The organism is Acetobacterium sp. K1/6, assembly GCF_034438075.1.
GTDB lineage: Bacteria > Bacillota > Clostridia > Eubacteriales > Eubacteriaceae > Acetobacterium > Acetobacterium carbinolicum.
In genome coordinates, this window is sequence record NZ_JAXQGA010000004.1 from 16,671 (window position 1) to 43,226 (window position 26,556).

At 42.8% G+C, this 26,556-nt stretch carries 24 protein-coding genes; 7 read left to right on the plus strand and 17 right to left on the minus strand.

Translation table 11 applies throughout. The annotated features are described in order from the left end of the window. Positions 1-44 precede the first annotated feature (44 nt). The 6 genes from U2P91_RS04400 to U2P91_RS04425 all read right to left on the minus strand — a co-directional run bounded on the left by U2P91_RS04400 (position 45) and on the right by U2P91_RS04425 (position 7,769). Complete coding sequence (locus U2P91_RS04400) at positions 45-1,184, minus strand: iron-containing alcohol dehydrogenase (RefSeq protein WP_111888274.1); 1,140 nt, start codon at positions 1,182-1,184, stop codon at positions 45-47. Beyond that, positions 1,181-2,371: a sensor histidine kinase gene (locus U2P91_RS04405; protein WP_322519132.1), complete on the minus strand. Its 1,191-nt coding sequence runs from the start codon at positions 2,369-2,371 to the stop codon at positions 1,181-1,183. Before U2P91_RS04405 ends, U2P91_RS04400 begins: the two co-directional genes overlap by 4 nt. A gap of 109 nt (positions 2,372-2,480) precedes the next feature. Continuing rightward, the gene (locus U2P91_RS04410; RefSeq protein WP_111888276.1) at positions 2,481-3,164 is read right to left on the minus strand and encodes a response regulator transcription factor; all 684 of its coding nucleotides are present in this window, start codon (positions 3,162-3,164) and stop codon (positions 2,481-2,483) included. Between the two features lie 12 nt (positions 3,165-3,176). Then, complete coding sequence (locus U2P91_RS04415) at positions 3,177-5,261, minus strand: hypothetical protein (protein WP_111888277.1); 2,085 nt, start codon at positions 5,259-5,261, stop codon at positions 3,177-3,179. A 194-nt stretch (positions 5,262-5,455) separates the two neighbouring features. Further along, entirely contained in the window at positions 5,456-6,532 is a 1,077-nt protein-coding gene (mnmA, locus tag U2P91_RS04420; RefSeq protein ID WP_111888278.1) for a tRNA 2-thiouridine(34) synthase MnmA, read from the minus strand. 49 nt (positions 6,533-6,581) lie between these two features. Next, positions 6,582-7,769, minus strand: coding sequence for an FprA family A-type flavoprotein (locus U2P91_RS04425; protein ID WP_111888279.1), 1,188 nt, complete (start codon positions 7,767-7,769; stop codon positions 6,582-6,584). A 430-nt stretch (positions 7,770-8,199) separates the two neighbouring features. Here U2P91_RS04425 and U2P91_RS04430 point away from each other — a divergent pair, with 430 nt between their 5' ends. Next, positions 8,200-8,484 carry a hypothetical protein gene (locus U2P91_RS04430; protein WP_111888280.1) on the plus strand — a complete coding sequence of 95 codons (285 nt, stop codon included), beginning with the start codon at positions 8,200-8,202 and terminating at the stop codon, positions 8,482-8,484. Between the two features lie 50 nt (positions 8,485-8,534). Here the strand turns inward: U2P91_RS04430 and U2P91_RS04435 are convergent, their stop codons facing one another. Beyond that, the gene (locus U2P91_RS04435; protein WP_111888281.1) at positions 8,535-9,761 is read right to left on the minus strand and encodes a type II secretion system F family protein; all 1,227 of its coding nucleotides are present in this window, start codon (positions 9,759-9,761) and stop codon (positions 8,535-8,537) included. Between the two features lie 9 nt (positions 9,762-9,770). Further along, complete coding sequence (locus U2P91_RS04440; protein ID WP_111888282.1) at positions 9,771-11,435, minus strand: GspE/PulE family protein; 1,665 nt, start codon at positions 11,433-11,435, stop codon at positions 9,771-9,773. 252 nt (positions 11,436-11,687) lie between these two features. Between U2P91_RS04440 and trkA the strand changes: the two genes are divergently transcribed. Together trkA and U2P91_RS04450 are read left to right on the plus strand one after the other, a co-directional pair. Then, on the plus strand, positions 11,688-13,061 hold the full coding sequence (gene trkA / locus U2P91_RS04445) for a Trk system potassium transporter TrkA (protein WP_111888283.1): 1,374 nt from the start codon (positions 11,688-11,690) through the stop codon (positions 13,059-13,061). After that, entirely contained in the window at positions 13,058-14,506 is a 1,449-nt protein-coding gene (locus tag U2P91_RS04450; protein ID WP_111888284.1) for a TrkH family potassium uptake protein, read from the plus strand. Before trkA ends, U2P91_RS04450 begins: the two co-directional genes overlap by 4 nt. A gap of 163 nt (positions 14,507-14,669) precedes the next feature. Here U2P91_RS04450 and U2P91_RS04455 read toward each other — a convergent pair whose 3' ends face one another. Next, positions 14,670-15,053 (minus strand): toxin-antitoxin system YwqK family antitoxin, encoded by a 384-nt coding sequence (locus U2P91_RS04455; protein ID WP_111888285.1) that lies wholly within the window; start codon positions 15,051-15,053, stop codon positions 14,670-14,672. A 230-nt stretch (positions 15,054-15,283) separates the two neighbouring features. On the opposite strand from U2P91_RS04455, the gene U2P91_RS04460 reads away from it, so the two are divergent. Beyond that, positions 15,284-16,111, plus strand: a complete 828-nt coding sequence (locus U2P91_RS04460; protein WP_111888286.1) for an alpha/beta fold hydrolase — start codon at positions 15,284-15,286, stop codon at positions 16,109-16,111. Here U2P91_RS04460 and U2P91_RS04465 read toward each other — a convergent pair. The 7 genes from U2P91_RS04465 to U2P91_RS04495 all read right to left on the minus strand — a co-directional run bounded on the left by U2P91_RS04465 (position 16,099) and on the right by U2P91_RS04495 (position 22,219). Further along, positions 16,099-16,704: a hypothetical protein gene (locus U2P91_RS04465; RefSeq protein ID WP_242988478.1), complete on the minus strand. Its 606-nt coding sequence runs from the start codon at positions 16,702-16,704 to the stop codon at positions 16,099-16,101. The genes U2P91_RS04460 and U2P91_RS04465 overlap by 13 nt on opposite strands. A 26-nt stretch (positions 16,705-16,730) precedes the next feature. Further along, the gene (locus tag U2P91_RS04470) at positions 16,731-17,324 is read right to left on the minus strand and encodes a TetR/AcrR family transcriptional regulator (RefSeq protein ID WP_111888287.1); all 594 of its coding nucleotides are present in this window, start codon (positions 17,322-17,324) and stop codon (positions 16,731-16,733) included. 125 nt (positions 17,325-17,449) lie between these two features. Next, on the minus strand, positions 17,450-18,157 hold the full coding sequence (locus tag U2P91_RS04475; protein WP_204355391.1) for an HAD family hydrolase: 708 nt from the start codon (positions 18,155-18,157) through the stop codon (positions 17,450-17,452). Positions 18,158-18,183: 26 nt separating this feature from the next. After that, entirely contained in the window at positions 18,184-18,726 is a 543-nt protein-coding gene (locus U2P91_RS04480; protein ID WP_111888288.1) for a CDP-alcohol phosphatidyltransferase family protein, read from the minus strand. Between the two features lie 221 nt (positions 18,727-18,947). Then, entirely contained in the window at positions 18,948-19,622 is a 675-nt protein-coding gene (locus tag U2P91_RS04485) for an HAD family hydrolase (RefSeq protein WP_111888289.1), read from the minus strand. 114 nt (positions 19,623-19,736) lie between these two features. Next, the gene (locus tag U2P91_RS04490; RefSeq protein ID WP_111888290.1) at positions 19,737-20,945 is read right to left on the minus strand and encodes an aspartate kinase; all 1,209 of its coding nucleotides are present in this window, start codon (positions 20,943-20,945) and stop codon (positions 19,737-19,739) included. 20 nt (positions 20,946-20,965) lie between these two features. Beyond that, entirely contained in the window at positions 20,966-22,219 is a 1,254-nt protein-coding gene (locus U2P91_RS04495; protein WP_322519133.1) for a homoserine dehydrogenase, read from the minus strand. 160 nt (positions 22,220-22,379) lie between these two features. Here U2P91_RS04495 and thrC point away from each other — a divergent pair, with 160 nt between their 5' ends. From thrC to U2P91_RS04510, 3 genes are read left to right on the plus strand one after another with little or no spacing between them, the layout of a single operon-like run. Next, on the plus strand, positions 22,380-23,897 hold the full coding sequence (gene thrC / locus U2P91_RS04500) for a threonine synthase (protein ID WP_322519134.1): 1,518 nt from the start codon (positions 22,380-22,382) through the stop codon (positions 23,895-23,897). Further along, complete coding sequence (gene thrB, locus U2P91_RS04505; protein WP_322519135.1) at positions 23,890-24,780, plus strand: homoserine kinase; 891 nt, start codon at positions 23,890-23,892, stop codon at positions 24,778-24,780. Before thrC ends, thrB begins: the two co-directional genes overlap by 8 nt. 4 nt (positions 24,781-24,784) lie before the next feature. Beyond that, positions 24,785-25,219, plus strand: coding sequence for an ACT domain-containing protein (locus U2P91_RS04510; RefSeq protein ID WP_111888294.1), 435 nt, complete (start codon positions 24,785-24,787; stop codon positions 25,217-25,219). Between the two features lie 100 nt (positions 25,220-25,319). On the opposite strand, the gene U2P91_RS04515 is transcribed toward U2P91_RS04510, so the two are convergent. Further along, positions 25,320-26,465, minus strand: coding sequence for a transglutaminase domain-containing protein (locus U2P91_RS04515; protein WP_111888295.1), 1,146 nt, complete (start codon positions 26,463-26,465; stop codon positions 25,320-25,322). Between the last annotated feature and the right edge of the window lie 91 nt (positions 26,466-26,556).

Sequence of the window (26,556 nt, forward strand, 5' to 3'; positions counted from 1 at the left end):
AGAACTTCAGGCTCCGTTTTGCAACGCTCTAATTTGTTTCATTCTTAAAATTTCTTTTCGCCATAATAAATGCTTGTTAAGACCTTATCCATCTTGGCTGCATCCATTTTAATTGGATTTCTCTGGGTGGAGCCCATCAGCGAATTTTTTAGTAACTCATCATAATTGGCTTTAAATTCTTCTTCCGGGATGCCAGCAGCCTGAAAGGAGCTGGGGATTTCGAAAGTTTTGTTGAGCTCTTTAATTTCATCGATAATGTTTTTCCCGATTAACCGGGATAGCTGTTCCAGTTCCTCGGCCACCTGCGGATCCTGCCCATTATATTCCAGTACATAGGGCAGAGCAATGGCATTTAGCAGTCCATGACTGGTACCAAAGCGCCCCCCAAAAGCATGGGCAATGCCATGGTCCATTCCCAGACCGGCATTTTGAAAGGCGAACCCGGCCAGACAGGAAAAGTTGTGAACATGCTGCCGACTTTTTATATCCCCGCTTTCAAAGGACTGGCGCAGATACTTAAGTAAACCTTCTACGGCCCCTTTTGCCATGGTTTTGGTGAAGTCATCGGCGCTTTTATTAATCATCGCTTCCAGACCATGGGTCAGGGCATCCATCCCCGATTCCACTATCACATCGGGTGGCATTGATAAAGTCAGTTCCCCATCTAAAATAGCCAGATCGGGAATAAAGGCCTTCGTTTTTAGCCCTATTTTAATATTTTCTTCCGGGAAGGTAATCACGGCTGCCCGGGTAACCTCAGAGGCCGTTCCGGAGGTTGAGGGAATCGCCACCAGTTTGATCCGCTCCCGTTTTTCCGGTGCCTGACCAGCCTTGATCGCTTCGATGGTTAACCCATTGTACTCGCACATCAGGGTCATGACCTTGGCAGCATCGAGAACCGAACCGCCACCAATGGCAATCACTACATCCGGATTAAACGCCTTCATCTTTAACAGACCCGCTTCTACATCACAAACGCTGGGGTTTGCTCCAATGCCGCTAAGGATATCATAATCCTTAGCAACTTCTTTTAAAAGGGCTTCGGCCCGTTTGATGGTCCCATTTCTAAATAAAGCGGTTCTTCCGGTTACGATAAAAAACCGTTGCCCCACTATCTCTCTAATGGTATCCAAGGTGCCGGGACCGGTTATGATCTCGTCTCCGCAAAACTTTAAACTGCTCACTTTATATCTACCCCCTTATCAAAATTGAGTGTAATCTTTGTCCCTTTTTTTTCTTCACTTTCAATGGTCATACCGGCATGGTGCTCATCGACAATCCAATTAGCAATCGACAAGCCCAGTCCCGTTCCACCCTCGGTTCGGGATCGGGCCTTGTCAACCCGATAAAACCGCTGCGTTACCTTTTCTATCTGATCTTTGGCAATCCCAATCCCCTGGTCGATAACCGCCACTGACACCCCCTGAAGCGTCTTCTTCCCAATAAGGCGAATACTGGTATTTTCACCGCTGTATTTAATCGCATTATCCAAAAGAATCACCAGTAACTGGGTAATCTGCTTTTCATCGCCGATAATGATCAGATCATCCTCCAGCTTGTTGCTAAAAGAAATTCCCTTTTTCCCGGCTAAAGGTGCCATTTTTTCACAAACCATCTTGATTATATAGGTTAAATCGACCGGTTCTCGCTGTACCATCATATCCCCGGAATCGGCCCGGGCTAAGAACATCAGATCTTCAACAATGTGCTGCATCCACTGGATCTCATCATAAGCGTTATTGATCCAGGTCAGCTGACTCTCCACACTTTCATCGGTGCTGGCTTTGACCACTTCCAGATTTGTCTGAATCACGGCAATCGGTGTCCGTAGCTCATGAGAAGCGTCGGCCAGAAATTCCTGTTGACGTTCGACACTTTTTTTAATCGGAATCAGAGAACGGCCAGACAAAAAATAGCCACCCAGAAAAGATAACGAGGCTCCGATCAGGATCGTAAATCCCACCATTTCCTGTGCATTTCCTAACAGTGATCGTTCCGACGCCATATTTTTCATGGCCTGAACAATTTTTAATTCACCATTTTTGTTGACCACCGCATAGGTGCAAATCTTATAATCCTTATCGCCTTGCTTATAATCGCTAATCAGATACTTTTCTTTGTTCTCTTCAAAATAGTGTTTCGAAATTTCTAGCAGCTTTGCTTCTTCAAGGGGAAGCAAGTAAGATTGATCCAGCACTTTAAACTGTTGATCAAAAATTATATAGGAGATATTATTCTGAACAAGACTACGGGCATACTCAAAATATCCCTGTTTTTCTTCTTCGGTCACCTCGTCTCCCGCTTCCTGTCGTTCCAGATATTCAATTTCATTGGCCAACTGGGAACAGTATATCTTAAGATTATTATTCACGTTTGTCTCCACATCCATACTCAAAACCACGTACAGAAAAACGGAAATAAATAATAGGAGTCCGATAAGGACTCCCGTATTCATAAGAGTAAGGTTGATCCGAAGTTTGTTAAGGCTTAACATTCTCCTTCTCCTTTAAAACATAACCCAATCCGCGGATGGTTTTTATATAGGTTTGCGAGGTGTCCAGCTTTTTTCTTAAATAATGGACATAGATTTCGACACTATTCTCCATCGCCAGGCTCTCGATCCCCCAGATCCGGTCCAAGATCTGTTCTTTTGAGATGATCATACCGGGATTCCGAATAAACATTTCCAGCAATTGGGCTTCCTTGGCAGTAAGCCGATTTAAGACCTCATCGACATACAATTCCCCGGAATTAATATTTAATGAAATGTTTGAAAAGTGAATCACATTATCCTGGTAAACCTCCCAGGGGCGACGGCCCAGGGCTCTTACCCGGGCAATCAACTCTTCTGTGACAAAGGGTTTAACCAGATAATCATCGGCACCCATATTTAGTCCGTTGACCTTGTCTTTGGTGTCATCCTTGGCGGTTAACAAAAGAATTGGTACATTCTTTCCCGCTTCCCGAATTGATCGCAGAATTTCCAAACCGGTCATTCCCGGCAGCATAATATCCAGGATAATGACATCGTAGACATCATTCTCACTGAGTAACTTGCCTTCGATCCCATCATTAACAACGTCAACTAATATTTTATTTTTTTCAAAAATCTTCCCCAATGCTGCGGCCAGGGGCTTTTCATCCTCAACTAAAAGAACACGCATGGTTTTTCTCCTCTATAGGTTGCTCTCATCCTTCTTTAGGTTACTCTCATCCTTCTTTTTTTCTGGAAACACCTCTTCTAGCAATTTTTCCATCGGAAGAACGGTTCCTTTAAAATCTGGTTCTTCAATGACCCGACGGCATTCCAGAAAAATCCGCACCGCTCCCTCATAATTCTCCAGAAAATTATCTGACTGAAGGACTTCCCGGTCCATCAAATGATAGATGAATAATCCCATAAAGTAGACCTTATCCGGCTCAATCTTCTTGAGATTCGCGTACTTGAAAAACGCCGAAAGCGCATTATCTTCTTTATCCAGAATTTCGCCGGCAATCCGCACCCATTCCTGAGATAGGGTCTCGGTGACCGCCTCTTTAAAAGCGACCCATAAAATCGCCCGAGCCACCGAATCTTCGACAATATTTAGCGAGTTTTGAACGGCTTCAGCCCCGCGGTTGAAGGCTTCAATAATTTTGGGAGCATAGGTGATCTGGCCTAGGGTATAGTTTTTTCTGAGCCCGGCATCGGTATCGATCAGTTTATTCAGCAGGATATCATCCTTTTTGAGTTCGGTTTGAATCACATACCACTCATCATAGATACAGTAGGGCAAAAATCCAAAATCATTAAAAATATGATTAATAATCCGCTGTACCTGGAGATATTTATCCCGCTTTCGCTGAACTTCTTTCTGTTTTTTGAGAAAGGTCTCCATCTGATAATAAAGGTTGTGTCGTTCAAAAAAACGTTCCATCTGGGCAATGGTTTCCGGTTCATCGCTATAAAAAATCAGTTCATCCAGTTCCCGCTGCTCTTCCCCCAGACTTCGGCCATTATTCATAATCAACTGTAAATACTGCTTGTCCTCATAGGTCACCCGGTTGCAGGGATGATAGAGCGGATTGGGGAAGGTTTCGGTATAGATAAAAAACACCTGATGACTCCGTCTAAAATAAATAATATAGCCCTTGGTGGTAAAAAATCCCCAACCCTTGTCACTGGGTTTATTACCATGCTTGATATGAAACCCTTCCGTGTAAAGACAATTTTTAAGGAGGTAGGTGACAATCTTTTCGTTATTGTCAATGCCCATGTTCCTCAGATTCTGTCGATAATAAGCCCAAAGCAGTTCAATAGCGGTGCCTTTGGGATCAAACAAAGCCTCCATGGAAAACATTTTTTGACTTTTTAAGTTTTTGACAATACACAAAAGTAAACAATCCAAATGGACTGCCTCGATAAATTCACCGGGTTTTATTTTTCCCAGATCTTCAACCACGCGGTCATTAAAATATTCCAGACTATCTTTTTTGAGCTTATCCTGAAGTTTCCCGGTCTTCTGATTAAACCGATCAATGGCGTTGGCCACTGAAAACAGCACACTTTCTGAAACAAGGGTCAGGACTACCTTTTTTTTCTTATCCCAGGGATAAAAAACATTTTTCAGGATCACTTCATTGATGATTTCTGATGATTGCACCTGATAATCGACCTGCACATCGCTGGGAATGGAAATATAAATCAGTTTGGGATTATCAAGGGTATCGATGATCAGGCCCCGGCGGCTCAAAAACACATTGGCTTTAATGAGTTCATCCTCAACGCCACAGTTAACTTCCACTTCTTCTAAAAATTGTTCGTTCTGGATCATATAGGCAATAAAATTTCGGGTGGTGTCGAGTCCCTGTTCAATTAAATTAGCTTCGAACCCGTAAAGCAGTAGAATATGGACGATCCGCACGATATCGCGTTGCCGGTCGACACCACGGCTTTCTTTGGCCCGAATAAAGGTCTGATTAAGAGGGGAGTTCAAATCATAGTAGTCTGGTGCTACCGAAAAGAGCGCCTCAACGGCCAGTAGAATCAACAGATCGACCTCGACTGAGACCATCCCATTTTTTTGAACATCCTTATTTTTCTTAAGGTTATTCATCATCCATTGGTGCATATCCTCTAATTTTTCAACACCCTTTTTTAAGATACTGTTACAGTCGCCGCAAAGGACATCATATTTTATACTTAATCTATCATTATCTAATTTATAATTTCTATCAAAAAAACCGATTGTTTTTCCACATTTATTACACGGTGTTTTCATTATTTACAATCCTTCCCTATCGTCCTGCTTACTTTTCTCTATATTCATGAATTATCACTTGCTTTTTTTACAGGCCATACCTATTGTATTGATGTCACTGTGTATAGTTTACCATAAAACTGGGCTTTTTACTCAAAAAAAATAAAAGAGCAAACTAAATTAAGGTTGCTCTTTTATCGCTTAAATTGGGTTTATTAAATCATCTCTACCGCATCAATGGTTCCGCCTCCAAGACAAATGTTGGCCTGATATAAAACCACTATCTGTCCTGGGGTTACCGCTTTTTGGGGTTGATCAAATTCAACATAAATCCGATCCTGAGTTACTCGCACCGTTACCGCCTGATCGGATTGACGATACCGGAATTTAGCGCTACACTTAAACGTTTTGGCTGGCGGATAACCCCCAACCCAATTCATTTCAATGGCTTCCAGAGATTTTGAGTACAAGGCCGGGTGAGTTTCCCCCTGGACGACGACCAATTCATTTTTATCTAAATCTTTACTGACCACAAACCAGGGCTCTCCGCTTCCTTCACCGCCGATCCCCAGGCCTTTTCGCTGCCCCAGAGTATAGTACATCAGTCCCTGATGGGTACCCTTCACATTACCGGCCAGATCAACGATTTTACCGGGCTGGGCGGGCAGGTACTGACTGAGAAACTTGGTAAAATTACGTTCACCGATAAAACAAATTCCCGTCGAATCTTTTTTCTCGGCGGTAACCAGATTGTTTTTGACCGCGATCTGGCGAACCTCATCTTTACAAAGATGTCCAATTGGAAACATCACATCGGCCAGTTCTTTTTGTCCCAGTTGGCACAGAAAATAGGTTTGATCCTTGTTATGATCAAAGGCCCGCTTTAACCGGTACTGTTCATTGACAAAATCGATTTGCGCATAATGACCGGTGGCCAGATAGTCGCCACCAACCACCTTTAGCGCATAATCCAAAAAGCGTTTGAATTTTATTTCCCGGTTACAGAGAACGTCCGGATTGGGCGTCCGCCCTTTTTTATATTCTTCCAGAAAATATGAAAAAACAGAGTCGTAGTATTCTTTGGCAAAATTCACGGTGTAGTAGGGAATATCAATAGCGTCGCATACCCGCCGCACATCATCATAGTCTTCCGTGGCTGTACATACCCCCGATTCATCCTGTTCTTCCCAGTTTTTCATGAAGACACCGATGACCTCGTAACCACGTTCTTTTAATAATAATGCTGCAACCGATGAATCAACCCCTCCAGACATACCCACAACGATTTTCATTTACATTTCCCCCTCTGATTTTTTCAACCAAAATCCACGTTAATTTTTATCAAACCATTTCTTTAGCCATTTTTTTTGCTAATTCATTTAAATCAATGACGTCCTGTTCGTCCGGCGTTCCCTTAATCATCAGGATCTCATCAATGGTGTCGACCTTTGCCTCGTTGATAAAATAATTAAAGTTTTTATCAGCTCCACCACTCCAGCTGTAGTTTGCAAAAAATCCAACCTTATGATTGTCAACTTTTATTTCACCCAATTTATAAAGCAAACTGGCCATTTTCGGAAAAATCTGTCCGTAGTAGGATGGCGCCCCTAAAAACAAACCTTTGTACTTCCAGATATCGGATATGATAAAGGAAATATCGGTTTTAGCCACATCATAAAGCTTTACCTCTTTGACGCCTTCGTTTTTTAAGGCAATGGCTAAAATTTCTGCTGATTTCTGGGTACAACCATACATCGAACCGTAGGCAATCACAACACCAGGAACCGTTTCCTTCTTGCTCATTTTGACGTACATATCCAGAATATGTCTGGGATTATCCCGCCAGATCAAGCCATGAGATGGACAAATCGTCCCCATTTCGACATCGCAAAGTTTGTTAAGTGCTTTTAAAGCCTGACTGGCCACCTTGCCAACAATACAGGCATAATAGCGACGGGTTGGTTCTTCAAAGGCTGCCAGATCATTTTCATCATCAAAAATGCTGCCCTCTGGCGTTTTAAAGCTGCCAAAAATATCCATGGAAAAGAGCACCTTGTCATTAATATCATAGGTAACCATGGATTCCGGCCAATGAACCATCGGAGTCATGAAAAATTGGAGGGTGTGTTTTCCCAGACACAACGTATCGCCATCACACACCTCATGAAGATTTTCGGTGATCTTATAAAAATTGTTCATAATCGGGAACGTTTTTTTGTTTCCGACAATGACCAAATCCGGATATTCTGCCAACAAATCAGTAATTCCACTGGAATGATCGGGCTCCATATGATTGACAATCAGGTAATCCACCTTTTTATCGCCTATAATGGATTTAATCTTTTCTATATACTCATCAGCTTTGATGGTTTTAACCGTGTCAATAATGGCCACTTTTTCATCATTGATCACATACGCATTATAAGAAACGCCGTCCTGATCAATTGGCCATAGTCCTTCAAAAAGTGTCGTCTGATAATCATTCGCGCCTACCCAAAATATATCGTCTTTAATTTTTACTGCATTCATGTTATTTCCCCACTTTCCTTATGTTTTCTCGACCTTAAATATAACCTTAAATAGAAAATATTTCAAGAGCAAAAAAAATGATCACCCCATACCACTTACGCGAATAAGACCAAGTTGAGCCTTTGTATGGGGTGTGAGGATGGTCAAAAAATAAAAAAGAGGTGCTCGACACACCTCTTTTTTAAGAAAATTAAGAAAGGAAATTAAAACGTTTTCACACCATGGGCTTATTATAACCGATTACATTTTAAAAATCCAGTACTTTTTTCTATTTTTTGTGCATTACTTTAGTTTTCTCCCACTTTCTGTCTTTGTTACTTAACAAAAGCTTAGTATAAATTTTACCCTCCATTCCGTTTACAGTTTTTTTGAAGCTATGCTATAATGACGATGATTAACACATTTATCTGAAGTGAAAGGAGCTGGTAAAATGATTGAAACAAAGGATTCTGTCTCTTCAACCGATTCGCAATGGACTGAAAAAGAAATTAAAGAAGAATTGCGTCGATTATTCCTGGGTGGAGATGACTGGAATAAGGAAGCTTGTATGGGATACTTTCTAAAAACCTGCCAACGCACAAATCTGGACATCAAAACGACTCAAACTCTGGCAATCGCCCTCTATCATTTATTTGATGAACTAACCGTAAGCGATGCAAAAAAATTCTACTACAACGAATGTCACGCCATTTTATCCGGGCGTAATCATATTTAGTCTCAGTACAATCAAGGACATTCTCAGACTTCTGAGAATGTCCTTTTCTTTTACATGCTGGAGTATACCGAATAGACATCAAACACCGGCAACATAATCGCCGCCAGAATAAACAGCACCAGCCCGCCAAAAATCAGCAGAATAAGCGGCTCCAACGCTGTATGCAGCAACTGAATTCTGGACTTAACCTCGTCTGCATAAATAAGATTCAACGTTGCCAGCACTTCCGGCATCGATCCGGATGCTTCGCCAATGGCGACCAACTGGCTAAAAAGGCCGGGAAACGCCTCACTTTCTGCCATTCCCTGACTCAGACTTTTGCCGCTTACTACTTTTTCCCGGAGCACCATCAATTCTTTTTTGAGATACCGATTATTGGTAGCACCCTCCAAACGCTTTAATGCTGCCAGCAGGTCGATTCCACTTGCCAGAAACATTCCCAGGGTTGTGGCGATTCTCTCCAGACACCGTTTGTGACTCAGACTTCCAAAGAACGGAAGTCTTATTTTTAGCCAGTCCCGCCAATTTGCCACCGCGTCGATTTCTAACAAAAGCATCGCTCCCGCTACAAATCCCGCCAGAATCAAAAGAACGATCGACCAACCGCCGCTTGATCCGTGACTCAGTCCCATCAAAAACCGGGTTGGTCCTGGCAGCTCCGCATTCATTACCGTAAACATGTCTGCAAAGGTCGGAAGTACCATCGTGATTAAAAAGACCAATACCAGTACAAACACAATGCTCAGGATGATGGGATAGAAGAGGATCTGCTGAAGCTGCCGACGATTTTTTTCTTCACTTTCAAAATGCTCGGCCATTTTAAAAAGAACGGTATTGAGATTTCCACTCATCTCTCCGGCTTCAACCATAAAAACAAACAAGGACGGAAATGACTTGGGATAAGCAATCATTGCTTGAGAAAGGCTCGCTCCGGATTGGATGCGGTTGCCAACCCCGGAAATATCTTGGGCAAATCCCTTATCTTTTGTCTCCTCACGAATAAGTTCCAAACATTTCAGAATTGGAATCCCCGCGTTTAACATGATGTAAAACTGTCTGCAGAAGCGGCTAAAAGAATCATCAGTTACCGAACGAATCCGAATATTAAATTCTTTATTTAGAAATCCTTCGGACTTCTTTTTTTCTTTGATTTCCAGCACAATCAGATTTCTAGTCTGAAGGTGCAGGGCGACCTCCCGGAGAGTTTGCCCCGCAACCATTCCGGTGATGGTCTCTCCCCGCCGGTCTTTTGCTTTATAAATAAACTGTTTTTCCATTATTCCACCCTAACGATGCCATTCATTTTCAAAGGCTAAGATCTCCAAACCCTGAGAAATTGACGTTTCACCCTGTAAAAGATGACGTTTCAAGGACTCTTCAATGGGCTTAAACCCTTCTTCAATGGCGACTTTTCGAATGCCGTCATAATCCGCACCTTTACTGATGGCCTCCCGGATCTTTCTGCTAACTTTCATCACTTCCTGAACAGCAATTCGCCCCAGATACCCGGTTCCATGACAAAGGGAACAGCCCTCCGGATAGAAAAGCTCAATCTCCTGGTCCGCCATTCCCAGTAATCCTTTTTCGAACGCCGTTGCGAAGCTTTTCTTTTTACAATTAGGGCACAAACGTTTAATCAGCTTTTGAGAAATCACACCTCTTAATGCCGCTGACAACAGATATAAGGGAATCTTCATATCCATTAGGCGATTGATCGACGCAATGGCGTTGTTTGTATGAAGTGTTGATAATACCAAATGCCCGGTAATTGCTGCCCTAGTCGCAATTTCGGCCGTATCTTCATCTCGGATTTCCCCGACCATAATCACATTGGGATCTTGTCTTAAAATAGCTCTCAGCCCGTTGGCAAAGTTAAGCCCCGTTTTTTCGCTGACCTGAATCTGGTTGATATCTTCCATTTGGAACTCCACCGGATCTTCAATGGTGATGATATTCTGCGTTCGGGAGTCCATGCCGTTGAGCAGGCTATACAAAGTTGTTGATTTTCCACTTCCCGTCGGTCCACAGATCAGAACCATCCCGTGGGGTGCTTTAATTATTTCTTTTAACACTTGTTTTTGTTGATTGGAAAAGCCCAGCTCATCAATTGATATTAAAAATTTTTTTTCATCCAGCAGGCGTAAGACGATCTTCTCCCCATGAATGGTCGGAATAATCGATAAACGGACATCAATTTGGCGACCCTCATGATTGGTTGTGAACGCACCATCCTGAGGATGACGATGCTCGGCAATATCGCAGCCTGCCAGTATTTTCAGGCGGGTAATGACGCCTCTCCAAGTCTCTTTACTTAGCTGACCAATGGGTTTTAAGACGCCATCAATACGAAACCGCACTTGTACCTTCTGGGGAAAGACTTCTACATGAATATCACTGGCACCCCGGGAAACACCCTCATCAATCAGATCGTTCACGAGGGTGATTATACTTGGTTCCAAGGTGAGTTCTTTCTGTTCTCGATGTTTTATTAACACCGCGCGATCCTGATTGACATACTCTTGATGATAGTATTTCTCAATTAACCCCAGGGTGCAACTTTTTTCGGCAACCAGTATTTTTAGTCGTTTTTCAGCAATCCGCTTGATCCTGCGGATTGTTTCTTCATGGGATGGATCCGCCATAACCACGGTCAATTGATCATCATTTTCCTGATTCAATGGAAAAACCAGATGTTTCTTGGCCTGCTCCTTCGAAAAAAAGCTCAAAGCCCGAAGATCTAAGGCATCTTTTAAGGGATCATAGCGTTCAAACCCCCACTCATTATGAAAAATCAGTACAATTTCCGCCTCTGTAATAATACGGTCTCTTACCAGTACATCTAGAATTGAGTTTTTTGACCGCTTTGCTTCATCAATTCGCTCAGCTATGTTTTGTCGGGTAATCATCTTGTTTTTGAGAAGCATTTCCAAAACCAACATATTTTCCTTCATCACGCCTCCTAATGACTAGAGCTTTTTCGTTTATCTAATAATTGCAGTATAAATGATTTAGAAATAAATATCCAGCACTACATAGATTTCCAAACGGACTTTGTTAAAGAAGACTTTTATTGCCACAGCAACCTAACTTATCGAATCTGATTCAAGTCTTAAGGCCAAACACTGTTATTGCAAATTACCGCCTGATTATATATAATAAGCGGAGTTACATCCATTTAAAACTATTAGATCAGGAGATATCCTATGAACATCGTAATTGCCGGTGCTGGCAAGGTTGGTGAAGTTCTCTGTAGCGATCTTGCCAGAGAAAATCACAATATCATGCTCATTGAACTCAATGAAACACGCCTGGATCAATTTATCAACTCATATGACATTAGCGGTATTCATGGTAATGGCGCTATGTTTGACATTCAGACAGAAGCCGGGGTCGATACCTGCGACGTATTTATCGCTGTCACCCGCAATGATGAAACGAACATTATTGCGGCGATTACGGCCCGCAAACTTGGCGCAAAATTTACCATCGCCCGGGTTCGTGATCCCGAATATTCAAAACAAATGACCTTTCTACGAGAAATCTTAGGTATCACCTTAATTATTAATCCAGAACTGGAAGCCGCTCAAGAAATAACCCGTACGCTCCTTTTTCCTTCTGCATTGCATGTGGAAGCCTTTGAGCATGGACGGGTGAACATGATCGAGGTGGTTCTAAAAGAGGGCACTCCGCTGGTTGGTTTACCGCTCAAAGACCACAACGGCCGTTTCGGCGACGTGGTGATCTGTATTGTTATTCGGGATGATCATGTGATGATCCCCGACGGTGAAACAATCCTTCGAGCCGAGGATCACGTCATGGTTACAGGCAGTCCTGGCGACGTTCGGATTTTTAGCAAACACTGCCAACCCGACCTGGTTAAAATCAACTCCACTGTGATTATCGGCGGCGGTAAGCTGACCGACTATCTTTTATCCCGGCTCATAAAAATGCGGATGATTATCAAGGTTATCGAAATTGATGCCGATAACGCTGACCGACTTGCGATTAAATATCCCCAAAGCGAAATTATTTTTGGTGATGGAACCAAACAGGCCTTTCTAAATGAAGAACACTTTTCTGAATATGATTCGGTTATTGCCTTAACCGGGGTTGATGAGGAGAACATCCTGATTTCAATTTACGCCTCCCGCATGGGGGTAAAAAAAACAATTACCAAGGTAAATCGGACCGATTTGCTAAAGGTACTAGATAATGTTGGACTTCAATCGATTATCACGCCTCAACGACTTATCGCCAACCACATTATTCGTTTTATTCGCTCCATCGAAAATTCTCAGGGTTCTACCGTCAGTGCTTTTTATCGCTTGCTGGATGGTCGGGTTGAGGTTCTACAGTTTAAGGTCAAGGAATCCTGTTGTGAAATTGCTATTCCACTTGTTGAACTACAAACCAAACCAGGACTGCTGATTGCCTGTATTATTCGTGATGGAAAAATTATCTATCCTAAAGGCACGAGTCGGATTTTACCCCATGATGATGTTATTGTCGTCACCACCACGCATAAAAATTTCCAGGACATTGATGATATTTTTGAAAAGAACCGAGGCCGCCAATGAATGGGAAAATGGTCGGTTACGTTCTCAGTCGAATCTTGTTTATTAATGCCCTGCTGATGATTCCAGCGCTGCTTGTTGCGCTTATTTATAAAGAAGGCTGGCAAGGTTTATCCCCGTTTCTTCTTAGCATTGGGATCACTGGTGGTTGTGGGTTCCTGATCGGTTTTCGCAAACCCTCAAATACTGACTTTTTTGCTCGAGAAGGGCTGGTGCTTGTTGCTTTATCCTGGATCGCACTATCGTTTTTTGGAAGTCTTCCCTTTTTACTAAGCGGTGCTATCCCCAATCCCATCGATGCGTTTTTTGAAACCGCCAGTGGTTTCTCAACCACTGGTGCTAGTATTTTAACCAATATTGAATCACTTTCTCATTCGCTTTTGTGGTGGCGGAGCTTTACCCACCTGATTGGTGGAATGGGCGTTCTTGTTCTGGCTTTGGCGGTTATGCCCAAAATCGAATCCGGTGATGTCTTTATTATGCGCGCCGAAGTTCCCGGCCCGACCTTTGGTAAGGTACGAACCAAGCTTCGGAGTTCTGCCCGAATTCTCTACGTTATTTATTTATCCATGACGGCTGTGTTGGTTTTATTACTAGCCTTGGGCGGGATGCCCCTCTTTGACAGTTTTATCCATGCTTTTGGCACCGCCGGCACCGGGGGATTTAGCAATAAGGCAGCCTCCATTGCCTATTACAATAGCACTTATATTGATTACGTGCTAGCCATCAGCATGATTCTCTTTGGCATCAATTTTAATTTGTATTATGCTCTATTTTTTATGCGAATGAAAAATATTCTAAAAAACGAAGAGCTCCGATGGTATCTGGGCTTTATCGCTTTTGCTGTGCTACTAATCTGCCTGAATGTCCGCCATTTGTATTCGTCAATTGATCTTCTTGTCCGGGATGTCTTTTTTACGGTTGCCACGATTATTACGACCACTGGCTACGCCACCGCCAATTTTGATGTCTGGCCGGTTTTTTCCAAGGTTATTCTCCTCTTTTTGATGTTCGTTGGGGGCATGGCCGGCTCAACCGCTGGCGGCATCAAGGTCAGTCGAATTGCTATTTATATTAAAACAACCATCCAAGAAATTCGTGTCAATGTCAGCCCTAACCGACGGCTACCGATCTTGTTTGAAGGCAAGTCTATAGGTCCGGTTCTCAGCCGACAGACCAGTGTGTATTTGATTACTTACACGTTTATGTTTGTTATCTTTCTGATTATCACCTCCCTATCGGCACCCAATTTCACCACCGCTTTCACTGCCGTGGCTGCCACCTTTAACAATATTGGTCCCGGACTGGATGCTGTTGGGCCAGCGGGAAATTATGCTGGTTTTAATAATCTGACCAAATTTTCACTAAGTCTGGTGATGATTATGGGCCGATTAGAAATCTTCCCGATTCTGGTTCTGCTTAGTCCTAGAACCTGGCGACGAGGATAGCTACCAAATTTTAAGACAAAAACCCCTGAAACCATGGTTTCAGGGGTTTTTGCTGACTATTTTACATATCGAATTAAACTTCACTGATTCGAACGTCGAGTTCCCAAGCTCATCTTTCGTTTCTTCTCATCATTTTAAATTCTTACGCTGTATTTATCAACAATCATTTTTGAGCCGGTGTTCCGTTCTCAAACAATCCATCATAGAGCAAATTACCAGCTTCATCGTAGTATTTTCCATCGCCATTCCAAACACTGCAACGATATTCACCTTCATATTTCACATTTCCGTTCTCATAGTGTTCTTTTCCGAAACCATCAAATTCCATATATCCTTTTAAATTTCCTTTAACTCGAACCTCACCATTTTTATGGTAATATTTACCCTGTTCGGACAGCAAGCCATTAAAAAAATCACCTTCTGCGATAACTTTTTTATCCTCGTACTTTTTACCTTTTATCCAACCGTCCTTTAGTCGAAAACCTTCAACATAGTCTCCATATGAACAACGTTCTCTGACCAACACTTTTTTATCTTTAATTTTCATGCTTATAAACATCCCTTTCGTTTCACTCAAGGTACAAAACTTACTGCAACATCTTATCTTAAACGTTATTCTTTGTTTTATAATTAATCAATAACCGTTAACTACACCATCCGCAAATTTTGTTTGAGGCATATTATTAAGGGTAACTTTCAAATGATAGCAAATCTTATAACGACACGATTTTATTAAAGTTGTATCAGCTATTTAAAAATAAACCAGGAGGTAAAACAATGAGTATGATTACGATGAACGATGGTACGCAGATTTATTATAAGGACTGGGGTACCGGGCAACCGATAGTCTTTAGCCACGGTTGGCCACTTAATGCTGACAGTTGGGAATCTCAGATGCTGTTCCTGGCCTCAAAGGGCTATCGATGCATCGCCCATGACCGACGTGGCCATGGACGATCAAGCCAACCCTGGGATGGCAACGAGATGGACACCTATGCCGATGACCTCTCAGAAATCATCGAAGCCCTTGACCTGAAGAGCATTGTTCTGATTGGCTTTTCCGCCGGCGGTGGTGAAGTCGCCCGCTATATCGGACGCCACGGCACAAAGCGGGTAGCCAAGGCTGCGTTAATTGCCGCCGTCCCCCCGCTGATGCTAAAAACAGATGCTAATCCCAGTGGTTTGCCGATTGAGGCTTTTGACGAGATTCGCCTTGGCTCCATTGCTGATCGTTCGCAGTTCTACAAAGATCTTGCCAGTGGCCCATTCTTCGGGGCTAATCGGACCGGTTCAAAGGTTTCTCAAGGCATGATTGACTCTTTCTGGCTTCAGGGGATGCAAGCCGGCAGCAAAAACACCTTCGACTGCATCAAGGCCTTCTCCGAAACTGATTTCACTGAAGACCTCAAAAAGTTTGATGTGCCAACGCTAATCATTCACGGCGATGATGACCAGATTGTTCCCATCGGTGCGGCAGCGCTCGCCTCTTCAAAGATCATCAAGCACGCCAGCCTGAAGATCTACCCGGGTGCACCTCACGGTCTCGCTTATACACATAAGGATCAACTTAATACGGATCTTTTGGCGTTCGTTCAGAGCCGCTGATTTTTAAAATGGAGAAATGATAATATGCAAACCGGAATAAAATAGGCACACCAGAATTCCAGCACCAGAATTCCAATGAGACCGCTGCCAGCCATATCCGAACTAAAAATTCCCATCATCGGAATAACCAGACAACTGATTGCAAAAAGACCGTGAACCAGTAGAAGAACCTTCAGCGCCTTATCTGCTTTTGACTCCGCTTTAAAAGACAGCGCAATAAAAAAGGTGGTTAAGGCCATAAATCCATATCCCAGTAAATTATAGCTAAAAAACAATCCGAATTTCTGGTAATCAAGTATCTGGGCTATAGGCAGGCTGAGATTCGCCAGCCGCACCACCGTTAATTGGGCAAAATATACAATCATAATGAGGGTGCCATAGATGGCGGCAAAAACTAGCGCCGTATAACTGACAGCTTTTGATTCTTTTTCTGAATCGGCAACAAATGCGCCAATCATCGGGATAAACCCCCAGGCGATAAACATACTGGCCAGATAACTAACCGAACTATTCCCCACGATCATGGATACTGCAAAGACTACAACGGCCGCCAGCGTGACAAGAGACGCGTACATTCCTGTTTTGTTATTCATCTTCTCCCTCTTCTTAGTTATTTCTGCTAATCATCCTGGGGATGTTTTCGTACCATATCGACAATCCACTTCGCTTCCGGAACAGCAATCTGAGGATAGCTCACCAAAGCTTCGGCAACACCATGAATCGCTCCCCAGAAGGCCAATGATAGTGAAAGGGGATCGCCTGGTCGAATACTTCCCTGCGTTTGGCCTTTTTCTATTAGTTTTGCGGTCTCATAAACCGAGGTCGAAGCGGAAAGCGGTGCCTTCGATTCCTCTGGTATCCAATGGGAGGTCAGTGCCTGATTGGCCAGCATAAAAATTTTTGCCGCCTTGGTTGAGTCCCGGAACGCCTGAAGAATTACTGCTGTCATTTGTTCGAAAAATTCGATCGGGGAGATGGATTTCTCCATCAGCGTTTCTGTTAAATCCAATCCTTCCTCAGCGATTTTCAACAATTCTTCCAAAATAGCTTGCTTGGTGGGAAAATAATGAAAGAGAAGTCCCACACTTACCTCCGACCGTTTGGCAATATCCCGGACAGTGGTACCGTGATAGCCCTTGTATACAAATAAATCCAGGCTGCTTAATAAAATCGCCTGTCTTCGTTTTTCCGTTTGTTCCGCCCGATTTCCCATCCGTGATCACCTCGTTATTTTATTGATCATTTGCTCAACAAAATAATATATCAAGTCAAACCTCTTGTCAATAATTATTGATCATTTGCTCAATAATAAGTTCAGTATTTTTTATATTAATCCTTTTAACGATCTTTTACGGTTTTAACCTCACATTCCACTTCATAAAAATCATTAATTATGCAATCCACTTCTTTCATATCTTCGAAAATCGCCTGTCTATCTTTGGGTGAAATTGCGATAATCTTTCCAATTCCGGCTTTATATGCTGACTGTATTCCAGAGATCGCATCCTCGATCACGACACAATTTTGGGCGTCAACTTGTATCATTTTAGCCGCTTTTATATAAATATCGGGGTTTGGTTTTCCTTTTATCGTTCCGTCATTGTAAATGATTTTGTCATTATCAAACCACTTATTTAATTGAAATTCTTTTCTGTAAAAATCAACATTGACTTTTGTTGATGCCGTTGCAATTGTTCTTGGGATATTATGCTTTTTTAAATTATCCAACAACCGGATCGCGCCAGGTGCTAATTTAAAATTTACCGCATCTTCGGTACATAGTTTGCGATAAATAATTTCCTTTTTTTCCGACAAGTCATCAATTACATCTACCGATAAACTTTTTTCGAGAAAATACCCTAATATAAAGTCATTGTTACGCCCGTGTACATATTGCAAAAATTCGCTGTCACTAATCTCTCTATTGCACAATTCTTTGATAAATATCCGCCATGCTAACTCATGTTTGTCCGAATCCCAAAACAACGTACCATTAAAATCAAAAATTAAACCAATTTTGTTTATACCTGAATCCAAGATATTCATTGTGTCTCCTCTCCTTCAATTCTAAACTATTTTTCGCGCTTTGAAAAAATGCTGGTTCTGTTGAGGTCCAGGGTTTTTGAGGTAAGTATGATAAGAAACTCTTCAAGGGATGCCAGAAAAGCTAAAATCCCCGTTATGATGAGCAGATTATTGCCCCAAAAAGGATAGACTAACGGGCAGAAAAAGAAAAATAGGCCCGATAATTTATTAGCGATCGTATGAATAAATAATATCTTTCTAAATTTTATTTTTGAAAACACGGCATTTCCAATTCGCAGGATGAAAACAATAATAATTCCGGCAAATATCAGCATCGTGATTTGATTTTGCTTTATCACCGTAATGATGATCATACCGCTCAAAAACAAGTCTGCAATGCTGTCCAGCTTTGCCCCAAGCAAGGTTTCACTGCCGATTCTCCGGGCTATATAGCCATCCAACAGATCCGTTAAGCCGCATATCAGGTATACCAGGATAAAAAGAACACTGCGAAAGTCAATCAATAACAAACCGAGAGATAAAAAAATTCGACATGAAGTTATTATGTTGGGTATGTACGCTTTTTTCATACGTTATATCCTTTGCTCGACACGTTGTGTGTTTTTTTGCGGCTTGCGACACCGTAATCGCAATTACTTTAATTTTAACTGGACTTATCATCCAACACCAGTCCAGGCCCAAAAACACGTTGTGATCAAGATGCTTGGAAAGCTCTGTGGAAGTGACTGTTTTGCCCGTTCCGATCGTGTCTCTGACTACTATCAGGTGCTTTAATTGCACTTTTTCTGTTTCATAAAATGTCTACTAAGTCATTAAAATTCTGAATAATAAAGTCAGGCTTTATGGGATTGTTCCATTTTCGGTTATCTCTATTTATCCAGCAGCTTGTGATTCCAGCCCTGTGAGCACCTAAAACATCCGCAGAACTATCACCAATGTGTATGATTTCCTTTGGCTCTGTATCCAGTTGGCCTAATACGGTATGAAAAAATTTACCACTTTTATTACCTTTATAACTTTTAAGGTCGTCTGAGATGAATGCCTTATCATATGTTATCTTGCAAATCAAATCATCTACCATCAAGTGATTGGAATCGCTGGAAAGGATAATCTGATATTTTGGGCGGAGTTTTTTCATGCAGTCCAAGACGTCATGAAAAAAGGGTGCCTTGGCATGCTGGCACATCAAATTATATGCCACGTCCTGCGCTGTAGTTTTAAAGTTCAATTTTTCCATGGCCTTTTGAGCACATTCCTGATACACTTCAGTCATTGTTTTAAACTGCTCCGATTGCACCGCCTTCTCATAAACGTTGGGCAAGGTGCTTAAAATTGCTTTTGCACCCTGCCTGGCTTTTTCATCGGTATAACTGTCTTTCAAAATGCCGCGCCAGATTTCTGGGATACGTTCGTTGACATCCACCAGCGTCTGAAAGATATCAAAACTAATTATTCTATAGTTCATAATGGCTCCTAAAATCGTTATTTCTTAAAATAGTTAAAACTGAACGTATAACAAAACACCATTGGAATTTACATTCCGATGGTGTTTTGTCTACGATCTCAGAGTTTTTTTAAACTACATATCAAATTTTTTATGAATATGGACCATTGCTTCTTTGCCACGTTCCTTGTCAATCAGACAGGATATCTTGATTTCTGAGGTGCTGATAGTTTGAATATTGATGCCCAGTTCAAACAGCGCTTCAAAGAACTTGGAGGCAATTTCGGCATTGGCCACGATCCCGGTACCAATCACCGAAAGCTTGGCAACGCCCTGATCGTACTCGACCTTTTGGGCGTTGACCTCAAAGGCGAATTTCTGAGCCACGGAAACGGCTTCCTGCAGTTCATCCACATCAATAGTGAAAGAAATATCATTAACGGCAGTTCGATTAACATTCTGGACAATCATATCCACATGAATGTTGGCTTTTGCCAGAGCACTGAACAAACGAAAAGCAATTCCCGGTTGATCCGGCACTTCAAAGATTGATATTTTTGCGATATTTTCATCAAGAGATACCCCTCGAACTAATACTTTTTCCATAATAACATCCTCCTTAATAATGGTTCCTTCATTGTAATTATAGCTTGATCGTACCACTAGTGGCACCTTGAATTTTTCGGCCATTTCCACCGAGCGGGGGTGCAATACCTTAGCCCCGGTGCTGGCCATTTCCAAAACCTCTTCATAGGAGATTTCATCAATTTTTGAAGCCGCCTCAACAATCCGGGGATCGGCAGTGTACACCCCATCAACATCGGTATAGATTTCACACAACTCAGCCTTTAATGCGGCCGCTACCGCCACTGCCGACGTATCGGAGCCCCCTCGGCCGAGGGTGGTAATATCCTTATTCTCATTGATTCCCTGAAAGCCGGCCACAATCACAATCTTATCATCTGCCAGTTCCTTTTCAATGCGGTGGGTGTGAATATCATTGATCCGAGCCCGCTTATGAACATTGGATGTAACAATCCCGCACTGGGCGCCAGTTAAACTGACCACATCATGACCAAAAGCCTGAATGGCCATAGCCAACAAAGAAATCGACACCTGTTCGCCGGTTGCCAGCAGCATATCCATTTCTCGATGAGGTGGATGTTCATTGATCTTTTGAGCCAGATCAATGAGATCATCGGTGGTATCACCCATGGCTGAAACTACCACCACCACTTTTTTGCCTTTTTCCTTGGTCTCAATAATCCGACTTGCAACCCGCTTGATTCTTTCCACATTGGCAACACTGGAGCCGCCATATTTCTGTACAATTAAATCTTGCATTTATCTTCGTCACTCTTTTCTTAGTCATAGATCCGGGCATAAAATAATTCAGGCACCGTTTCCTTTAATTTTTCGGTCATTTTATTAAAAACATTGGCCGCAATGGCACTTGTTACCACATAAACCTGATTCTTATTCACGATAACCGTTTTTCGGGCAGCTACCGTTTCGACGGCTGTCAGCACCTGATCCAGCATTTCTTTGTCGTTCAGATTAGCTCTTAGATAATATTTACCTGAGAAAACGTCAGTTCCCATTTTATTAAGCTGACGGTTAAGCCGCAGCGGTTTTGGCAAATTCTGTTCCCCGACGATATTAAGGATATAGAGCACATCCCCGACCACGGCATTGGCAGTGGCGTCTTTTCCGGCACCTTTTCCATAAAATTGCAATTCGCCGATAATATCCCCGGTGATGGAGATAATATTAAACTCACTGTTGACGTTACTCATAATCGATGCTTCTCTAAACAACACCGGTTCCACCGTGGTATAGACATTTTTCTCTTCAAGCATCGAATGCCCCAGATATTTGACCACATAACCCATCGAACTGATCATCTCAATATCGGCAGCCCGAATTTCGGTAATTCCCCGTTTATAGACATCTTCATCCCGAATAATGCTTTCATACGCCATCGAAGAGAGGATGGCAAGCTTACGGGATACATCGTAACCTTCAACGTCTGCGGTGGGATCAGCTTCAGCAAAACCGATGGACTGAGCCAAAGCCAACGTCTCACCAAAATCGGCCCCTTCTTCGGTCATTTTCGATAGGATGAAGTTGGTGGTTCCATTAAGGATTCCTTTGATTTCAGTCACCCGATTGATTTTCATTTCTTCTTTTAAACTGCCGATGATCGGAATCCCACCGCCTACTGAAGCCTCATAACGCAGCACCACGCCATTTTCCTCGGCCAGCGTCTGCAATTCGGCAAAGTACTCAGAGATAACCGCCTTATTGGCAGTTACCACATGTTTTCCTGCCCGGAGACATTCTTTGATCATTTCGTATTCAAATTCCATGCCCCCCATCAGGGCGATCACCAAACCGATACTGTCATCTTCCAGAATCTCACTGGGGTGGGTCACAATTTTTCCCACCGAATCGCCCAGATCTTTGGACGTATCGCGCTCCAGTACCTTGGTAATGACCGGGCTTGACTTTCTCGACTCCACATCGGTAAAATTGCCAGCAAACTTCCCTTTATTTAAATTGATGAGTTCATAGACCCCGGAACCAATGGTTCCACAGCCCAAAAGTGCGATATTCAATAAAATTCACCTCGTATATGTATTTATTCTAAAAACACTTGTTTTTTCAGTGAAAACATTCTATCATATAGCTAGGGGTTATTCAATCCCCCTCCGAGAAGATTTTTTGAATATTTTTGAAGATTTTTCCCGGCACACCATAAATTTTTGGAGGAATCACATGAAAAAAGGCTACCACAGCACGCGATCCAAAGACATCAATGTTACTGCATCCCAGGGCATCCTGCAAGGATTGGCTCCGGATGGCGGACTCTTTGTCCCCAACTTTATCGATAAGATTAATTTAGACCCAAGCAAATTCATGGGGAAAAACTACGGCGAGATGGCACATCAGATCTTTTGCGCTTTCCTCGATGATTTCAGCGAAAAACAAATTTCTGATTCCATTCAGGGCGCTTATTACTCCGGTAAGTTTGAAGAAAAAGAACCGGTTGCACTAAAAAAAGTCAAAGACCGCTATTTTCTGGAACTCTTTCACGGCCCCACCTGTGCCTTTAAAGATATGGCTCTCACTATTTTACCATATCTGATGGTAGAGTCTATGAAAAATGTCAATAATCAGAAGAAAATTATGATCTTAACCGCCACCTCCGGGGATACCGGGAAGGCCGCTTTGGAAGGTTTTGCCGATGTTCCCAATATTAGCATTATCGTGTTTTACCCTAAGGATGGGGTCAGCACCGTTCAGGAAAAACAGATGCTCACTCAAATTGGTGAAAACACCTGTGTGGTGGGAATCGACGGCAATTTTGACGATACCCAGAATGGCGTTAAAATGATTCTCAACGATCCCCAATTAGCGGCCGAACTGGCTAAAGCCAATGTGATCTTTTCCTCGGCTAATTCCATTAATATCGGTCGGCTACTGCCTCAGGTTGTTTATTATTTTTATAGTTACTATGAGCTGTTGCGTCGGGGCGAAATTCAACCCGATGAAAAAATAAATTTTGTGGTCCCGACTGGGAATTTCGGCAATATCTTAGCTGGCTACTACGCTTCGCTGCTGGGCTTACCGATTAATAAGCTGATCTGCGCATCCAACGCCAATAAAGTTTTAACCGACTTTTTTAGGACGGGTAACTATAATCGTAACCGGGATTTTTATAAGACTTCATCCCCATCTATGGATATCCTGATTTCCAGCAATCTGGAACGGCTACTTTACGATGTCTCCGGCGCCGATCCGGATGCGGTTAGTGATCTGATGGCGCAGCTAAAAAACCAGGGCACTTATCAAGCCTCTAAAGCTCTGATGGAAAAAACCAGCCTCTTCTATGCCGGTGCTGCCGACGAAGGTGAAACTGCTCAAGCCATCAAAGCCATTTTTGATGAAACCCATTATTTGATGGACCCACACACTGCCGTCGCCAATAAGGTTTATGAAGACTATCTTAGTGAAACCAAGGATACCACCAAAACCGTGATCGTCTCAACTGCCAGCCCTTACAAGTTTGGGCGTTCCGTTTATGAAAGCATTTTTGGTGACTGTACGTGCAATGATTATGAACTTTTAACGGTTCTGGCTGAAAAAACCGGCACCGCTATTCCCCAGCCATTAAAGGATCTGGACAAAAAAGCCAATCAGCATCAGGGACAATGTGATAAAACCGAAATGCCTCAGGCCGTTCTTGATTTTTTAAACAATCAGGTACACAATCAGGTGGAACAAAATGATTAAGGTTCGGGTTCCGGGAACCAGTGCCAACATCGGCCCGGGGTTTGACGCCTTTGGTCTGGCACTGTCAATTTACAATACCTTCAGTTTTGAAGAAAAAAATGACGGCAAGCTGACAATCCGGGGCGTTGAACGGAAGTATCAAAGCGATACCAATCTGGTTTATCGTTCGATGCAAAAGGTGTTTAAAAAAGTGGGTTACCATCCCAAGGGACTTTATATCCACACCGATGTGGATATCCCCATCAGCCGGGGACTGGGCAGTTCCGCCACCTGTATTGTTGGCGGACTTTTTGGTGCCAACACCCTGATTGGATCACCCTTATCGACCGAAGAACTTTTTGATATCGCGGTGGAGCTGGAAGGACACCCGGATAACGTCGCTCCAGCCATCTTCGGGGGGCTGGTCGTTTCCATGAACGATCGCGGCAAAAACATCTACATCAAGAGCGCGGTTCACCCCTGTTATGAATTCTACGCGCTGGTACCGGACTTTCCCCTATCCACGGCCGATGCCCGTCAGGTTTTACCTAAAAAAATCAGTTTTGGCGATGCCACCCATAATCTGCCCCGGGCAACGATGACCTATCTGGCTCTGGCCAACGGTTGCCCGGATATTTTAAAGCTGTGTATGAAGGACCGCCTGCACCAGCCCTATCGCAAAAAACTGATTGCCCACTACGATGTGATGACCAAAAAAGCCCGGGAAATGGGGTGTCTCAACACCTGTATCAGTGGCGCCGGCCCGACCATTCTGGTCATTAATTCAGTCAGTAACCAGGATTTTGAGCGCGAGATGCTTGCCTATTTAGCACAAAAAGCACCGGGATGGCGAATCATTCCGCTATCTCCCGATCATACCGGTGTCCAGGTTTTAGGAGGTTAGACCAATGATTAAAGATTATCTGATTGTTAATAAAAAAATACTGCCCGATTATTATTCCAAGGTGGTAGAAGCCCGCATCTTAATGGAATCTGCCCAGTGTAAATCGGTCAGTGATGCGGTAAAAAAGGTGGGCATCAGCCGTAGCACCTACTATAAATATAAGGACTACATTTTTACCCCTTCGGAAAATTATGGTCGTAAGTTTACGCTTTCTTTTAAGCTTGACGATACACCCGGGATTCTTTCCAATATTTTGACGATTCTCCGGGATCACCAGACCAGCATTATCACCATTCATCAGGATATCCCAATTAACCAGGCTGCCGTTGTGATTGTGACCCTGGACGGAAAGGATCTTATCTTAACCATTGATGAGTTGATGGCGATGTTAGAAGCCCTGGACGGCGTACACGGCGTTCAGCTAATTGCGATGGAATGAGGCTTTAGTTGTCGGTACCGGGTTATCTTTCTTGACAGTTTGAAGCCCCATTCTAAAATCAGAATGGGGCTTTTTGATAACTTTGAATTTTATTTACACGTTAATAAAGCTCGATCGTATTTGACAAGCTATCCTCACTGGAGAACCAGTAGTAAGAGCCCAAAACCTCGTCCATCAGGTCTTCGGCGACGCTGATGGTATTGGCGTCGATAATGGCATAATGAAAATATTTTTCTCCTGAATTCAGCGCTACTTCCAAATCTCGCACAAAGCGCTTCACCTCGCTTTGTTTGCTTAAATCATAGCGCTTGTTTTCTTTGACAAAGTAATTGGCTGCCGTGGCGGTAAATTCCGGATAGGCAATCAATCGCTGATCGGGACGATGTGATTTAAGAAGTTCTGCCGTAGTAACACAGAAATAATCGTAGAAGATACTCTTTTCTGGCTCTAAATTATCTTCAACATTAAATTCCCCCCAGGTGGCATCCAGATAATAATACTCCCCGTCAACCCGGACAATATTCCAGGCATGAGCACCCTGGCCGATGGCCTCTCCCGCCACATAAGAACACTCAATTCCGGTGCGTTTCAATAGATATTGAATAGCTTTGGAATACCCGGCACAGACCGAGCCTTTTTTTCCAAAAACACTGTAAATGTTCTGATCATCCTCGCGATCTTCCTGATAGACGGTGTTTTTTATCACATATTCGTAGGCATATTTCACTTTTTCATACTCACTCATACCACTACTCATACCACTACTGTATTCCTGAAAAGCCGCTTCTATCTCAGCCTGTCGCCGATCCTTTTCGGTTTCGTCGTAGGGATACTCAATGATGACTTTACTGACTTTTTGATCATATTCGTCATAGTAGTAGGAAAATTCTCCAACCCAGAATATTTCCGGGTAATCATAATCAATTGCAGAAAGTACTCGCTCAATTTCTTCAGTGTTGACGCCACTCACCTTAACCTCAGTCTCAAAATCGGTAAGCATCCGAACAACCCGAGTATAAGCCTGTCGTTCATTTTCCTCAAGGAAAGCATACCCATCAAAGGCCTGCTGCCGACTTTCAGCGATTTCTTCATTTTGCTGGGCTTCGGATTCATCGAAAAATGATTGGATGTTCATACTCCCAACCAACTCTTCCAGTGCTAGATATGCCCCAGCCCCCAACAGCAGAAGTATGAGCATGATAATTACAACGACCGCGACTACTTTTCTTCCCCTATGATTGCTCACGCCTTTGCCCCCTTTATGTGATCTTATGTTATTTATTACCCTTTATTTTAAACATTTGTATTTAATATCCAGAAATCAAATGCGAAACAGT